This is a genomic window from Nocardioides sp. Z13_37, assembly GCF_058355585.1.
The window spans coordinates 1-14994 of record NZ_JBZGDV010000004.1 but is presented as its reverse complement, the minus strand read 5'-3'; the positions used below and the strand labels follow the sequence as shown (position 1 = coordinate 14994).

13 protein-coding genes and 1 pseudogene are annotated in these 14994 nt (G+C 68.0%); 8 read left to right on the top strand and 6 right to left on the bottom strand.

The window, feature by feature from the left end; all coding sequences use genetic code 11:
- The first annotated feature begins 40 nt into the window (after positions 1-40).
- The 3 genes from AC4H2S_RS11375 to AC4H2S_RS11365 all read left to right on the top strand — a co-directional run bounded on the left by AC4H2S_RS11375 (position 41) and on the right by AC4H2S_RS11365 (position 2914).
- The gene (locus AC4H2S_RS11375; RefSeq protein ID WP_491497093.1) at positions 41-1732 is read left to right on the top strand and encodes a CHAP domain-containing protein; all 1692 of its coding nucleotides are present in this window, start codon (positions 41-43) and stop codon (positions 1730-1732) included.
- A 95-nt stretch (positions 1733-1827) separates the two neighbouring features.
- Complete coding sequence (locus tag AC4H2S_RS11370) at positions 1828-2142, top strand: hypothetical protein (RefSeq protein WP_491497092.1); 315 nt, start codon at positions 1828-1830, stop codon at positions 2140-2142.
- A 61-nt stretch (positions 2143-2203) separates the two neighbouring features.
- On the top strand, positions 2204-2914 hold the full coding sequence (locus tag AC4H2S_RS11365; RefSeq protein WP_491497091.1) for a DinB family protein: 711 nt from the start codon (positions 2204-2206) through the stop codon (positions 2912-2914).
- A gap of 66 nt (positions 2915-2980) precedes the next feature.
- Here AC4H2S_RS11365 and AC4H2S_RS11360 read toward each other — a convergent pair whose 3' ends face one another.
- Positions 2981-3346, bottom strand: coding sequence for a hypothetical protein (locus AC4H2S_RS11360; protein ID WP_491497090.1), 366 nt, complete (start codon positions 3344-3346; stop codon positions 2981-2983).
- A 132-nt stretch (positions 3347-3478) separates the two neighbouring features.
- Here AC4H2S_RS11360 and AC4H2S_RS11355 point away from each other — a divergent pair, with 132 nt between their 5' ends.
- Positions 3479-3880 carry a hypothetical protein gene (locus AC4H2S_RS11355; protein ID WP_491497089.1) on the top strand — a complete coding sequence of 134 codons (402 nt, stop codon included), beginning with the start codon at positions 3479-3481 and terminating at the stop codon, positions 3878-3880.
- A gap of 75 nt (positions 3881-3955) precedes the next feature.
- On the opposite strand, the gene AC4H2S_RS11350 is transcribed toward AC4H2S_RS11355, so the two are convergent.
- Positions 3956-4312 (bottom strand): VOC family protein, encoded by a 357-nt coding sequence (locus AC4H2S_RS11350; RefSeq protein ID WP_186342031.1) that lies wholly within the window; start codon positions 4310-4312, stop codon positions 3956-3958.
- 365 nt (positions 4313-4677) lie between these two features.
- Positions 4678-5980: pseudogene (locus tag AC4H2S_RS11345) on the bottom strand (IS3 family transposase).
- 146 nt (positions 5981-6126) lie between these two features.
- Between AC4H2S_RS11345 and AC4H2S_RS11340 the strand changes: the two are divergent.
- Positions 6127-6573 (top strand): hypothetical protein, encoded by a 447-nt coding sequence (locus tag AC4H2S_RS11340; RefSeq protein ID WP_491497088.1) that lies wholly within the window; start codon positions 6127-6129, stop codon positions 6571-6573.
- Between the two features lie 504 nt (positions 6574-7077).
- On the opposite strand, the gene AC4H2S_RS11335 is transcribed toward AC4H2S_RS11340, so the two are convergent.
- Together AC4H2S_RS11335 and AC4H2S_RS11330 are read right to left on the bottom strand one after the other, a co-directional pair.
- The gene (locus AC4H2S_RS11335) at positions 7078-9894 is read right to left on the bottom strand and encodes an RHS repeat domain-containing protein (protein ID WP_491497087.1); all 2817 of its coding nucleotides are present in this window, start codon (positions 9892-9894) and stop codon (positions 7078-7080) included.
- 62 nt (positions 9895-9956) lie between these two features.
- A complete protein-coding gene (locus AC4H2S_RS11330; protein WP_491497086.1) occupies positions 9957-10355 on the bottom strand; it encodes a hypothetical protein in 399 nt (132 codons plus the stop codon).
- 646 nt (positions 10356-11001) lie between these two features.
- On the opposite strand from AC4H2S_RS11330, the gene mobF reads away from it, so the two are divergent.
- The 3 genes from mobF to AC4H2S_RS11315 all read left to right on the top strand — a co-directional run bounded on the left by mobF (position 11002) and on the right by AC4H2S_RS11315 (position 14349).
- Positions 11002-13749 carry a MobF family relaxase gene (gene mobF / locus AC4H2S_RS11325; protein ID WP_491497085.1) on the top strand — a complete coding sequence of 916 codons (2748 nt, stop codon included), beginning with the start codon at positions 11002-11004 and terminating at the stop codon, positions 13747-13749.
- A gap of 170 nt (positions 13750-13919) precedes the next feature.
- Complete coding sequence (locus AC4H2S_RS11320) at positions 13920-14159, top strand: hypothetical protein (protein ID WP_322423689.1); 240 nt, start codon at positions 13920-13922, stop codon at positions 14157-14159.
- Positions 14152-14349 carry a helix-turn-helix domain-containing protein gene (locus tag AC4H2S_RS11315; RefSeq protein ID WP_491497084.1) on the top strand — a complete coding sequence of 66 codons (198 nt, stop codon included), beginning with the start codon at positions 14152-14154 and terminating at the stop codon, positions 14347-14349. The genes AC4H2S_RS11320 and AC4H2S_RS11315 overlap by 8 nt, the downstream gene beginning before the upstream one ends.
- Before the next feature lie 143 nt (positions 14350-14492).
- Here the strand turns inward: AC4H2S_RS11315 and AC4H2S_RS11310 are convergent.
- Positions 14493-14994: hypothetical protein (locus tag AC4H2S_RS11310; protein ID WP_491497083.1), on the bottom strand; the 502-nt coding region annotated here is incomplete at its 5' end.

Sequence of the window (14994 nt, the reverse complement as noted above, 5' to 3'; positions counted from 1 at the left end):
GCGTGGCGGGCTTGACAGATGACACATACGATCTCCTCTCGTGCACCAAAAGCCCCATGAGTCCCAGACGTCACACCCCGACCTCCCGCGCCCGACCGCCCTGCGGAGCGTCGTCGGGCGGGGTCTCGGGACGGCGAAGGTGCTCACCGGGGTGCTCGTCCTCCTCGCCCTCCTCGTGCCGACCACCGCGGGTCGGATCAGCCTGTCGTCGTCGACGTACCTGTGCACGGGCTACCAGGGCTGCGCGGCCAAGGGGTACGGCGACGGCGGCTACCGGCAGGCCTCGTCGAAGCAGTACTGGCGCATGTTCGCCGGGCACAACTGCACGAACTACGTGGCGTACCGGCTCATCCAGTCGGGCATGCCCGACGTGCGGCCGTGGGAGGGCAACGGCAACGCGTCGAACTGGGGCGTGGCGATGGCCGCCATCACCGACCAGACGCCCACGGTCGGCTCCGTCGCCTGGTACAGGCCGCACGTGACGCCGGCCGGCGGGAACGGGCATGTCGCCGTCGTGGAGCAGGTCATCTCCGACACCGAGATCATCGTCTCCGAGGACTACTGGGGCGGCGACTTCTACTGGCGCCGCATCACCAAGTCCGGCGGCGGCTGGCCGAGCGGGTTCATCCACTTCAACGACCGCGTCGTGCAGCCCACGTCGCCCCCCACCATCGCCGGCACGCCCATGGTCGGCGCGCCGCTCGAGGTCGCCGTCGGGGCGTGGACGCCCGCGCCGTCCAGCATCACCTTCCAGTGGCTCGCCGACGGTGCCGCCATCCCGGGCGCCACCGGCGCCGGGTACGTGCCCACGCCCGACGTCAAGGGCAAGACACTGACCGCCCGGGTCACCGCACAGCTCGACGGCTACACCCCCGGCGCCGCGACCCTGGCCACGCCTCCGGTCGCCCCCGGCACCCTCGAGCGCACCCAGCTGCCGACGATCCAGGGCGAGCCCCAGGTCGGATCGACCCTGACGCTCACCCCGTCGGCATGGTCGCCGCAACCGAAGAAGTCCACGACGCAGTGGTACGCCGACGGGAAGCCCCTTGCGGGAGCCACCGGCAACACGCTGACCCTCACCCGCGACGAGATCGGGCAGCAGATCAGCGCACGTCTCACGGCGAGCGCGAAGGGCTACCGCAAGTCGAGGTCGAACGCACCGGCGACCGCGGCCGTCCAGGCCAAGCCGGTCACGCTGCTCAGCCCGTCCAAGGTCACAGGCAAGGCACAGGTGGGGCGCCGGCTCGTCGTGAAGCCCGGTCGTGTCCGGCCCGTCGACGCATCGGCCACCTACCGGTGGCTCCGCGACGGCCGACGCATCGCCAAGGCCACGAAGCGCACGTACACCGTCCGCAAGGGCGACGTCGGTCACGCGCTCGCGGTCGAGGTCACGATGACGCGCCGCAACTTCCGCGCCACGACCGAGACCCTCACGGTGGCGTCGCCCCTCAGGGCCGTGCCCACCATGCGGGTCCGCCCCGACGCCAAGCGGGGACGTGTGGTCGTCGACGTGCGCGTCAAGGCCGTGGGAGCACCGAAGCCGTCCGGCGCGATCACCGTGACCATCGGGCGGCGCACGGTCGAGGGCGAGCTGGTCCGCGGGACGGCCCGTCTCGTCGTCCGCGACGTCGCGCCCGGCAAGAGGCCCCTGGTCGTCCGTTTCGCGGGCACCGACCTCGTGCGGCCGGCGGTCTCCACGTCGACGCTCGTGGTGCCGCGCGGCAAGGCGTGACCCGCATGGCCCGACTCTGACTGGGTGTGTCCCTATTGTCTCGACGAGTGGCGTCGTCACCGTGCGGGGCATGCCGTATCCAAGTGATCTGACCGATGGCAGGCCCTGACGGTCCAACACCCGAGAACCGCGCCAGCGACCTGATGCTCGAGCACCTGACCCAGCAGGGCGTCGCCGGACGGCTCGAGCTCGTCCTGGTGGACCGCGGGGTCACCGCGGCCGCCGCGCGGAACCTCGGCCGGGAGCACGACCTCGAGGTCCGCCGGGTCGGGTGGAACGACGAGCAGCCGGTCTTCCGCCCGATCCGGCACGCCTGGCGCGTCGAAGGTCGCCCGCGGCCGCCTGGGGCGCTCCCGCCGGTTGGCGAAGTCGTTCGAGAACACGACGACCTCGGCGACAGGACGACCTGAACTGAGCACCGTTCGTGGCCGACGCGCGCACATGTCGGTGCGTCGTTGCAGACTGACCGACATGACGAGATTCGAGGACCAAGACCTGACAGGTGCCGAGTTCCGCGAGTGCGACCTGACCGGGGCCCGTCTGATCGGGGTGGTGATGCAGGACGTGATGATCGACGGCTTGGTCAGCAATCTGGTGGTCAACGGGGTCGAGGTGATGTCATACGTCGAGGCGGAGCTGGACCGCCGGTACCCGGTGCGGCCGCTGATGCGATCGACCGACCCGGCTGACCTCCGAGAAGCCGAGCGGCGTCTGAGGGCGACCTGGGTGGCGACGGTCGCCCGCCTCCGCGGCGCAGCCCGAGGGCTGGAGCACCAGCGCGTCGGAGCCGAGTGGTCGGCGGTGGAAACGCTTCGTCATCTCGTCTTCGTGCACGACTCGTGGTTTCGCCGCTGCTGCCTGGGATCACCTGGAACGTTCACCGCACTCGGCTTGGCACCGGACTTCGTACCTGACCAGGAAGAGCTGGGTCTGGACCGATCGGCGCGGCCAAGCCTCGATCAGGTGTTGACGGTGCGTGACGAGCAGGCCGACGAGCTGGAACGTTGGTTGGCCAGCGTGACTGCTGATGAACTGTCGGAGGTTGCGCCGGTGCCTGCAGGGCTCGGCTGGCCGCCGTACGCCGAAGGGAAGACTGTGAACGAATGTCTTCGCGTGGTCCTGAACGAGGAGTGGGCGCACCACGGGTTCTGCGTACGCGATCTCGATCTGCTGGAGGGGTGATCGCACACCCCGCACTTCGAGCGGATCGCGGCAGATCCGGACGTTGGGTAAGACCGGCTCAGCGCACTAGCCGGACTGAGCGACAGTCCACTGACGCAGCCCCTCGAAGCGCTCACGGCAGTCGGGCGGAGCGGGCCGCGAGGCATCAGCCCCTCCGCCGCCTAGGGCGATGCTGTCGCCGTTGCTGTACGTCCAACCGCCATAGTGAAGTCCCTCCTTGCTCCACTCAACCTCGTCCTTCGGGAAGTAGACGAGGAAGCGCTCGGCCGCGCTGGTTTCGACGATGAAGCAGCCGTCGTCCAACCGGACTGTTCCCTCCAACATCGCCCCGTCGCCACCTTTCCCAATGGCCTTGTACGTGCCGACATGACGTGGCGCCTCGTCAGACGTGCCTGCGCTGCAACCGGCGCCCGCGGCGAATGCGATGGTCAAGGCCACTCTGGCAGGGATCCGGCGCATACCCGTACGACGCTTACCGGTCCCGAATCGTTGCTCGACCCCGACGGCCACCCGCCCTCACAGCGGTGCGGGCTCAGGCGGTCAATGCAATGCTTGGATGTCAACGTGACCGCGACGCTGGCCGACCTCGTGCGCGACAGATGGTCTCCTCTGCTCGACGGCGACTTCACCGTCGCGAAGGAGGAGGACGGTCTGGTGCTTCTGACCTCGCCCGAGGTTCGGATAGTCGCGACACACAGTCCCCGCGGGGAGGTGTCGGTCGCAGTTCACCGTCACGACCAAGAGCCCTGGCACGGGTGGTCTTACGAGGGCTTGGCTGGTGCTGTGTCCATCGGTCGTCTCCTAGAAGTGGCGCTGGACAAGATGCGTGAGGACCCGCCTGTCCTACATGGAGAGCAAGCCCGGTTCGCGGACCTGCAGGAACGTGCCGTCGCCAACGCCGAAGCCTGGACTGCCTACTACGCGGGTGAGGCGCCGAGGCCCGAGCGCGGTCAACCGCTTCCATAGCAACATCCGCACATGCCGCTGATGGTGCGCGGATCTGCCGATGTCCGTGCCCACGGTCTGGGGCGCCGCCTGAGTTCATTGTGGTTCGATACAGAACTCGTTGCCCTCGGGGTCACGCAGGGTCACCCAGCCGCGATCCTCTGGACCCCTGTGATCCTCGTGGATCGTGGCGCCGAGGCTGACCGCCCGCTCGACCTCCTCGTCGCGGGAGCGCCGGTCGGGCGCCCAGTCGAGGTGAACCCGGTTCTTGGCCGATCGCGGCTCGGGGACACGGACGAACAGGAGACCCGGCACTTGGTCCGGCGCTTCGACTAGCACCTCGTCGTCGCCGGCTTCATCGATGTCGGAGATCGGCCAGTCGATCAATCGGCTCCAGAACGTTGCCAGCTCGTAGGGGTCCGCGCAATCGATCGTCACGTGACGCAGTCTCATCCTCAGCACCGTAGTCCGTGTTCGCATGAGCCGCACGTCCGCAACATCTCGATCCGAGTGTCCGCTCTTGCGCCGAGTGACGGCCAGGTGTGCCGCGTTCAGAGCGCGGATCTGCCGATGAGCGAGCGTTGCGTCAATGCTCGCGTCAGTCGTCGTTGGTGGCGACGACGAGCATGGCCTCGTGGTCACCCCGCCCACCCACGCACCGTCGCCACTCAGTAGGCGCACTCACGCCTACCGCTCTCCAGACGTCTTGCACCCAGCCCGACAGTTCGACTGAATCCCCGACGTCGAAGGAGTCGTAGCCCCCGGTCAGACGGATGCGTGGGGACTCTGTGAACCGCCCCGGCGTGTCCGGAGACTTTCTAGTTTGAGACTCCAACGGTTGTCGGGGCCTGCTTGTGGTGAGCGTAGTGAGCCTGCTCGGCCTCGATGGGCGTGAGGTCGTCGCAGTACTCGAACGGGCGGCGGTGGTTGAACCAGTCGACCCACTCGGCGGTCGCGATCTCGAGGTCGTCGAAGCCCTTCCACGGCCGTCGTGGCTTGACCAGTTCGGTCTTGTAGAGCCCGATCACCGACTCGGCCAGGGCTTGTCGTAGGACGAGCCCACCGCACCGGTCGAGGGCTTGATCCCGGCAGCGTCCAGGTGCTCGGAGTAGGCCACGGACAAGTACTGGACTCCGTGGTCATGGTGCGCGATCAAACCGGCCAGGTCCTTGCCTTCACGCTGCCGGGTCCAGATCGCCTGCTCCACGGCGTCGACGACGAGCTGGCTGGTCATCGTGGTCGCCACTGACCAGCCCAGGATCCTGCGGGCGTAGGCATCGATGACGAACGCGGTGTAGCACCAGCCCGACCACGTCGAGACATACGTGAAGTCGGCAACCCACAGCCGGTCCGGTGCCAGCGGCGCGAAGTTGCGGTCCACCAGGTCGAGCGGCTTGGGCGCCTTCGGATCGCTGATCGTGGTGCGCTTGACCTTCCCGCGCACCGCACCGGCCAGCCCCATCTCGCCCATCAGCCGCTCCACGGTGCAGCGCGCGATTGGAGGCTCCTCGGCAGCGCGTTCGCGGTTCAAGGTCAGCCACACCTTCCGAGCACCGTAGACGCCGTAGTTCGACGCGTGGACCGCGGCGATCTTCGGCTTCAGCTCCTCGTCGCGCTGCTCGCGGGCCGACGGCCTCTTGGCGCGGTGCTCGTAGTAGGTCGCGGGGGCGATCTTGCAGCCCAGCTCAGTGAGCTGCTCGCAGATCGACTCGACACCCCATCGCAGACCTGGCCCGTCGGCATCCTCGTGGCGCACACCGACGTGCTCGTCGATGTAGGCCACGATCAACGCTGTTGGTGGCGGGGCCGGTCGAGTTCGGCCGCGAAGAAAGCCGATGCGCTCTTGAGAATCGCGTTGGCCCGCTTCAACTCGGCGTTCTCCCGCTTCAACCGCTTCAGCTCCGCGGACTCCTCCGAAGTCATCCCGGGCCGCCGGCCGGCATCGACCTCGGCCTGACGACACCACTTGCGCACCGTCTCCGGCGTCCCGACCCCGAGCAGCTCGGCGACCTTGCTCATCGCCGCCCACTCCGACTCGTGATCGGCCCGGATCTCGACGACCATCCGTACCGCCCGCTCACGCAGCTCGACCGGGTACCTCTTCGACGTACTCCCTGACATGACTCCATCCTTCCCAAGGAACGGAGTCTCCGGACTTGCCGGGGCGGTTCAGTATGTCGGAAACCAAGCGCGTACAAGACTGTTGATGTGCGACTGCCGGGCGTAGCGTATAGCGCTGCCCTCCACGACCGCCTTCCGGAGCCAACATGAACCGTCAGTTCGAGTCCCTCGAGGAACTGGCAACGGTCATCGCCCGTGGTGAGTTTCTCCCGGTGTTGGCGGGTCCCGTGTTAGCGGTTGGACCTTTCGAGCTGGTGGTAGAGGTGCTGGCTGATGACACGCGCCTGGCTCAGCAGACTTGCGACAACAACCCCGTCTTTATCGGCACCGAGAGAGCCTCCATCCGTCTTCGATCAGTGTCGGACCTCAAGCGAGGTGCGGTCGGTCCGAAGGCGGGAATTTTGCCAAACGGAGATCCACCGCCCCTTGCAGGGCGTTTGGTTGCCGACGCGGCCGAACGAGCCCGGGCCGCGGGCTGGCGCGTCGTCGTATTCCCCGTTGACCAGGCCCTTCTCACCGCGAGCCTTGATCTGCGTCGTCTAAACCTCGTCGTAGACGACGGCGGAGTGGTGGTGCGCTCGTTCGTCGGATGAGCACGTCAGATTTATCCCTGCACTCCGGTGCGCGGCCCGGCTGTGGCCGCGCTCCGCGCGAGGACAGGCTCACGGAGCGAACCGATGCGGGATGGGCTCGCGGAGCGACCCGGTGCGGGATGGGCTCGCGGAGCGACCCGGTGCGGGATCGCTCTTCGGAACTACGCCGACCGAAAACAACCTTTCCGGAACGCGCTCATCGCGGCAGCCCTCGGGACGTTCGCACTGGGACGACTCGCGGACGTGGCGAGGGTCGAGATCGGAACGCAGGCTATACAGGCGTCATGGGACGCGGCTCTCGGCGGCCTGGGCTCGCGTTCAACGGCGCCCGCCATCTTCCCGGGCCCTCACCTCACGGCGTATGAGCACTACAGCAAGAGGGAGCAGCACAGCGATCGCGACAAGGCCCACAACTAGCTTGCTAGCCCCAGCGGCACTAAGTCCGTAACCGATCGCCACAGCCAGAACGATGACTATCACCCAAAGGGTCGACGTCTTCAACGGTCAGTTCTTCTTCCTGTAGTTCTCGATCGCGACTGATACGCCGACGACGGTGCCGATCGCGCTGCCGATCCCAGCACCGACCCCAGCACCGCCTGGGCATCCAGCGGTAGCCACGACACAGCCGACCGTTGCACCAATCCCGGCCCCAGCACCCGCGAAGGTTCCGATGGTGGTCGCAGCATCCTCGATATCTTCGAGAATGTCTCGCCCGGTGGGGTCGGTGTTGCTTATGGGGTCGCCGCCAGCGAACGCGTAACGGTTCGCGTTGGCGGGGTCGAGGGGTGCGTCAAGGTCGTCTTGTTGGGTCCAGGTGCCGGTGGCGGGGTTGTAGTAGCGGTTGGCGTAGTGGACCCAGCCGGTGGTGCGGTCCTTCACCCCGGTGCCAGCGAAGGTGTAGGGATTCTGTGGGACGGCTTGGCTACCGGAGTTCTGGGTGATCGTCGGGACCCCGTAGGGGTCGTAGTCGTATCCGAACTGCTGGATCGAGGCTGACGAGACCAGGGCGATGGGCGCGCCGGGGGTGCCGTCGTAGACGTACATCGACTGAACGCCGTTGTCGGTGCGCAACATCAGCGGGGTGCCAGTGACGGGGTCGGAGATCACGGCCGTGTTCTTGGTGGTGGTGCCGTCGTTGACGCTGGTCTGCTCCACGACCGGGACACCGGTGGGGGCGGTGCGGCCGTACGTGGTGGCGTGGGTGCCACTCGGGCTGGTCTGGCGGAGCAGCTCGACGTTGTCGACACCGGCGTGGAGGTAGGTGTAGGCGGTGCCGGCCTTGGTGACGGACTTGAGCTGGTCGGCTCCGGTGTAGGTGATCGCGCTGGTGCTGGTGGAGGGGTCGTTCTTCTGGTTACCGGTGGCGTCGTAGGTGTAGCCGGTGGTCGAGATCTGGTTGGCCTTGTTGAAGTTCAGGCTCTGGCTGGTGGAGCCGTTGCTGGCGGTGAGGCGGTTGCCGTTGGCGTCGAACGTGTAGGCGAAGGTCGCTCCGCCGCTGACCTGGGCTTGGGTGAGGCGGCCGGCGGTGTCGTAGGTGTAGGTGGTGGCTTTGCCGGTGAGGTTGTCGCGGCGCCACTGCACCTTGTCCCGGTCTGCGGTCGCCGGTCCTGTGCAGGCCCCCGATCCCGGCGCTGCCGGGGTGGTGCCGGTGGTGTAGCAGTAGGAGAGGTCGACGATGTTGGCGGTGCTGGGCCCGGTGTCGGCCTGGACCCTGGTGACCCGGCCGCTGTTGTCGTAGGTGTTGCGGGTCCGCGAGGCCCAGATTGAGAGGGTGGCGTTGGTCTTGAGGTAGGTGGCGGTGCGGCGGCCCTGGTCGTCGTAGGTGAACCGCATCAGCCCGGGTGTCCCGGCCGCGGGGTCGGGGTAGGTGAGCGAGGTCGGGAGACCGGAGGAGTCGTAGGTGTATGTAACGGTCCCGCCGACGCTCGACGTGGAGGAGGCGAGATTCGAGGCCTTGTCGTAGGTGTAGGTGATTACACCACCACCCCCGCCGCCGGAGCCGGCGGCGACGGTCGTCTGACGGGTCAGCAGCCGGCCAAGCTGGTCGTAGCTCCAGGTGGTGGTCGCGGTCGTGGCGCCGCTGGTCGAGTCGGTGCGTGAGGCGAGACGACCGGCAGTGTCGTACCCGTAGGTGGTGGACTGGGCACCAGAGCCGGTGCCGGTGAAGGTGACCTGGGTGACTTGGTCGTTGAGGTTGTAGGTGGAGGTACGGGTGATGCCGCGGCCGTTGGAGGCGGTCTCGAGCCGGCCGAGGTCGTCGTAGGTGTACTCGCGCTCGCCCAGACTGGGGTAGGTCACCGGGGTGATCCCGGCGAGCCGCTTGTCGACGTACCAGTAGTCGGTCGCGTAATCGCCATTGCCCGGCGCGAACGCCTCGGCCACGGTGCCGTCCGGGTTGTAGGTGAGCTCGGCCTCCTCCCCGGCGGTGTCGGTCGCGGTGAGCTGGTTACCCGCGCCGTTGTAGCTGTACGTCGAGGCATTGCCGGCGTCGTCGGTGCTCGAGGTGGGGTTGTACTGAGCGGCACCCGTCCCCGTGTAGGCCAGCTGCTGGGACGACCCGGTGGCCGAGGTTGTCTTGGTCAGTGAGGTCCCGTTGTTCGCGCCCCACGTGTTGGTGCGGGTGAACCCGGTTCCTGTGGGGCCCTGGGTGGAGGTGGCGGTGTCGAAGTTCGCGGTGTAGCTCCGTGAGCGGCTGCGGCCGGCAGCGTCGACCGCCGTGAGGACCCGCTGCGTGGAGTCGAGGGTGTAGGTCGTGTGCGGCACCGCGGACACGGCCTGCGACTGGTTCGTGTCGGGTGCGGCAAGCAGCGTCTGGGTGGCCGAGGGATAGGCAAGGCGGGTGGTGGAGTCGCCCGGACCACCGACCGACGTCTCGTCCTGGGTGATGGAGGTGACCCGCCCGCTGGTGTCGTAGGCGACGTCGGTGGTCACCGACCCTGGTGCGCTGACCCGGGTAATCAGCCCCGCGGTCGTGTAGTCGAAGGAGGTGGCGCGGCCGCGGGCGTCGACGAACCGCATGGTGTCGGCGTCGACGGGCTCGAACTTCACCATGCGCAGCGGACTGGCCGGGTCGCCGTGCACGACTTTCGTGGTGCCCGAGGTGGTGGTGACCAGCGCGTCGTGGGACCAGCCGTCGGTGTCCACCGGGGTGGCGACCTCGATGTTCTTGAACGTGCCCGTCCCTGACGCGGTCACCGTGGTGGTGTTGGCGTTGCGGTCGGCGACCGAGGCCAGAGCGCCGGCAGTGGTGAACGTCAGCTTGTCCTGGGAGGCGTTGTCGGCGAGGGTCCACCCCGACCCGGGAACCTTGACGAGCTGCACTTTGAATCCGGGCGCGGGCGTGTAGTTCGTCGTGGACCCACTGACCAGGTCGAACACCCCGGTCAGCCCCCGGCGCCGTGGTAGGTCACCGACCCGTCGCCGTTCTCGACCAGCCGCACGTCCGGGGTATTGGTCAGCCCCCATCCCTTGCCCAGCCGCGACACCGGGGTGAGCCCGACCGCGGCGGAGTTGTAGTACGCCCCCACCTGTAGCTGCCGGTTCACGCTGGGTAGCGAGATGCCGCGCACGGTCAGCAGCAGGTTGCCCGACCCCACATCGACTTGCGCGCGAACGCTGTCACCGACCGTGAACGAAAGCCGGGTCGCTCCCGGCCGTTCGCCAGCACCGGCCAATGCACCGATCGACGGACCAGCCGATGCTGGTGACGCCGGGAGACTGAGTACGGACCCGATCAGAACCGTCAAAACAAATGCAGCCGAAACTGCGCGACCGATGCGCATGATCTCCCCCGAGAATGAGCCGCATCCGATCCCCAAAATGGGGTATGCGGTCGAACGACTGTGACTCACGGCGCCCTACCACACAAGGGACCATGCTGAGTGGTCCAGACCAGCATGGGGCAGCTCTCCGCGCCCACCCCCGATGGTTAGATCCCCGCAGATCTAGGACGCGCAATCATCTCCACTAGTCTGTCCCGCAAGCCGAACCTTCTGCGGCGACGCTCGCGTGGGGAACAGGGGAGGATGAGCCGGTTGTTTCGGTAGCCCTGTCCGGAGGTGTTCCCGGGACGGGGGCGTCGCACGGAACATGCAGCAGCCAGAATGCGGGGCCCACCTGTCGGGTCCGCTGCCGGAAGATCGGACTTCCGGTACTAACGGTCGAGCCCGACCTCGTCGATGAGATGGAGTACGCGGCCGAGTGTCGAAACCTCGAGCCCGACGTCTCCAGTCAGACCCGTTACCGCTTCTTCTCCGCCTCATCGGCATGCGATGACGAGGAGTGACGAGTCCCAGATCCGCTCCCTTGAACGCCTCCGAAGACCTTCAATATTGAGCGGCACGCATGCTACGAAGGTCCGTAGATCGGTCCGCCCCTCGGGGCGGGCCGAGCGTCATTTCAAGGCTAGATGACGAGTACTGACGGGCGGTGACGACGCTGATGCACGGTGGAGTGAAGTTCTACCGCGGCTCCGCGTCCGCCGCGCGCTCCTATGTCGAGGCGGACCGCTCACGAGTCGACGACTACTACCTCGCCGAGGGCACCGGGGTGGCCGAGCGATACGTCGCCACCGGTCCCAGTGACGCGGCGGGGGGACGCGGTGTTCCCGCAGTTCAGGACGGGGGGACGCTGGATGGGGACGCGTACGAGCGGTGGGTCGCCGGCTACGACGTCGTGACGGGGATGCCGAAGGGCCGGCTGCGTGACGACACCCACGCATTGCGGTTCGTCGAGGTCGTCGTCAACGGGCCGAAGTCCTGGTCGCTCGCCGCCGCGCTCCACCCCGACGTCGCGACGGCGTACGACGCGGCGATGGACCGGGCCGCTGGCGAGGTGATCGGGTGGGTGGCCGAGCACGCCACCACGCGGGTCGGGCCACGTGGCCGGCAGGTGCAGGTCCCGGTGGAGAAGGTCGAGGCCGCTGTCGTGCGGCACTACACCTCCCGGGCCGGTGACCCGCACCGCCACCTCCACGTGCAGATCAACGCACGCGTCTTCGCGCGCGGCGCTTGGCGGGGCCTGCACTCGGTCGGTGTCGTCGACAGCATCGAGGCGCTCAACGGGATCGGGCACGCAGCTGTGATGTGCGACCCCGAATTCCGAGCCGCGATTGCCGCGCGGGGGTACACCCTCGACGACGGCGGCGAGATCGCGCAGCTCGCGCCGTACGCCGGACGGTTCAGCCAGCGCGCCGCGCAGATCGGTCGCAACGTCGGTCGGTACGAAGCCGCCTGGCGTGCCGAGCACCCCGGCACCGAGCCCGGGCCAAGTCTGCGCCAGACCTGGGACCGACGCGCCTGGGCCGACGCACGACCGGACAAGGTCGTGCCCCGCAGCGGCGCCGACCTTGTCGCCGCATGGAACCGAGAGCTGCGCGACCTCGGCTTCACCCCACCGACGCCACCGACCATCTCGCCGGCAGAGCTAGGCCTGCAGATCGGTCGGCTCAGTCGGGACGTCGCCGCCGACCTCGTGCTCACCCGGCTCGGCGCCAAGCGGTCGGCGTGGAACACCGCCGACATCCGTGGCGAGGTCGAACGACTGGTCGCCGCCGTCGGCGTGGTCGCCGAACGACCCGTCCGTCAAGAGTTGGTCGAAGACATCGCCGAGCGGGCCCGGGCACGGTGCGTGCCGTTGCTGAACCGCGACGACGTCCCCGAGCACGTCCGCAGCCTGACCTCCGAACGGGTACTCGCCGTCGAAGCCGACCTGGTCAACACCCTCGCCGCGCGCGCCTCGCAACCTGTGACCACTGCGGGTCGGCTCCGCGGCAGCCGGCACCTCGACCCGGCGCAGCAACGCGTCGTCGCGGCGCTGGCCGGCGGCGCAGGTCTGCTCGTGATCGAAGGCGCCGCCGGCACGGGCAAGACCACCACCCTCGCGGTCGCGCGCGACGTCCTCGACGCCTCCGAGCGTCGCCTCGTGGTCGTCACCCCCACCCTCAAGGCTGCCCAAGCGGCACGGCAGCAGGTCGGCGCCGACGCGTTCTCCGCCGCCTGGCTCATCCACCAGCACGGCTACCGCTGGGACGAAGACGGTCACTGGACACGCGTCGACACGGGACCCGACGCCGCACCCGAGGCTCGTCCCGATGCGCGAGCCCGCCTGCTCCCCGGTGACGTCCTGCTCGTCGACGAGGCTGGCATGCTCGACCAGGACACCGCCCGCGCGCTGTTCGCGATCGCCGACCGAGCGCACGCGAGGGTCGCGCTCCTCGGTGACCGCCACCAGTTGCCCGCAGTCGGTCGCGGCGGCGTCCTCGACCTCGCCGCACGGTGGGTACGACCCGCAGCGCACCACGAGCTCGAGTCGGTCCACCGGTTCAGCGATCCCGCGTACGCCGACCTCAGCCTGCTCATGCGCATCGGCGAGCGATCTGGTGAGGTCTTCGACAAGCTTCACGAGCGCGGACAGATCGTCCTCCACGCCAGCGAGGTCGAACGCACAGCCGCCCTCGCCGCCATCGGCGCCCACAGTCTTGATGACAGTGACCAGCTGGTCATCGCAGACACCCGCGATCAGGTCGGTGCGCTCAACGCAGCCATCCGCGACCGCCGCCAGCACGTTGTCGAACCACCAGAGGATCAGGTTGGTGAGCGGAATGGTGAGCCCATCACGCGTCGTGGTGAGCGGATCGGTCTCGGTGACCGAGTCGCCACTCGGCGCAACGACCGCGACCTCGGGGTCGCCAACCGGGACACCTGGACCGTTGCCGGGATCGATGAGGACGGCAGCCTGGTCGTCGCCGGACGCGCCGGCCAACGTACCCTCCCGGCCGGGTACGTCCGCGAGCACGTCGAGCTCGCATATTCCACCACCGCCTACGGAGCCCAAGGCGAGACCGTCGGCACCGCACACTTCGTGCTCGGCGAGACGACCGGTGCCGCCTCGGCCTACGTCGCCATGACCCGGGGCCGCCACCACAACACCGCTCACCTCGTCGCCGAATCCATTGACGAAGCCCGCACCCAATGGGTCGACGTCTTCAGCCGCGACCGCGCCGACCTCGGACCACGCCACGCCGCACAGAGGGCCGCCGACGACATAGACCGGTACGGAGCGAACGACCGTCGGACCTCGGCGGCCATGCAGGCGGCCGCGCTACGCGACACCCCACGCCGCCCACCCCAGCCGATCCCGACCTCGTCGCCGACTTCTCACGGCATCGGCCGCTGACCAACTTGCTCGTGTCCAGTGACCGCCCGGAGGTGCCCGGACGACATAGGTGACCAGGAGACGCTCCGGTCTCGACAGCAACGGCCACAGACGTCCGAACCGCCGAGCACGAGGTTGCTTCTCCAGATCGGTTGCCGAACCCGTCGGCGGCCACGACGAGAGGCGACGTGATGGTGACACCCATCGGCATCCCAGACGACTGGGACGACAACAACCTGATCCTGTTCGAGGAGTTCTGCGACCTCATCCGCACACCACAGCGCACCGTCCGCGACTGGCGCCAACGCGGCGTCGGCCCACGATGGACCCGCTTCCAGGGCGTCGGCCGGCTCTACATCACCGTCGCGGAGGCCCGACGCTTCCTCGCCTCGGCAACCGCCACGCGGGCGGAGGTGCGTTCCGATGACTGAGCGGCGCGCTACGCCGGTCTACCTCAGCCTCGAGGAAGCGGCCAAGTGCATGTCGGTCTCGGTCAAGACCATCCGGCGCTGGATCGCAGCCGGCACCCTCCCGGCCTATCGATGCGGCAAGCGAGCGATCCGGATCAAGCTGGACGACCTCGAAGCCGCCCCACGGAAGATCCCCGCCGGGCGAGTCTGATGTCCGTCAAGGTCGTCCACGCGACGCCTGTGGGTGGCGAATTGATGCGAGACATCCGTACATGGCTCCATGAGGACGTGGGCGCATGCCGGTAAGCGTGCAGTCAGGTGTCGGCCATCCAGACAGCGGCACGCGTCGAGCACTTAGCCGTCGAGCGGCTCCTGTCCTGGATGACCAATCTGCTCCTCGGTGTTCTCAAACCGGCGAACGAGGCCGACGACCTTGCCGTGTAACCACCACTGAGCCTGAGCCCAACTGAGCAAGGCAAAGAAGATGGCGACCCGATTGCCTTCGGTGATTCGCTCTTCGAGTCGCACTGCTTCACGGAGGAAGAGGCCCATCACGATCAGGGCCGTATAGATCGTTACAGCGGTCGCAACGAGCTGCGCCTTGTCCGGCACAATCAGCCCCGACTCAGTCGTGAGCCACCCCGGCGCCGGCCCTTCGGAGATGGCGTCTCCACGGGTCTGGCCCAAGGTCGGATCGGCCTCACCGAGGAGGCCGTCCAGCAGGCTCGTGTTCCGGCTGCCAAAGAGGATGCTCAGCGAACTGGTGTCGACCAGGTCGGCCAGCCCCAGCGAACCGAACGCCGCCTCGTTCCGCCGGTTCCACTCGGTCAGGCTCGACTTCGCCGTGGCAGCGATG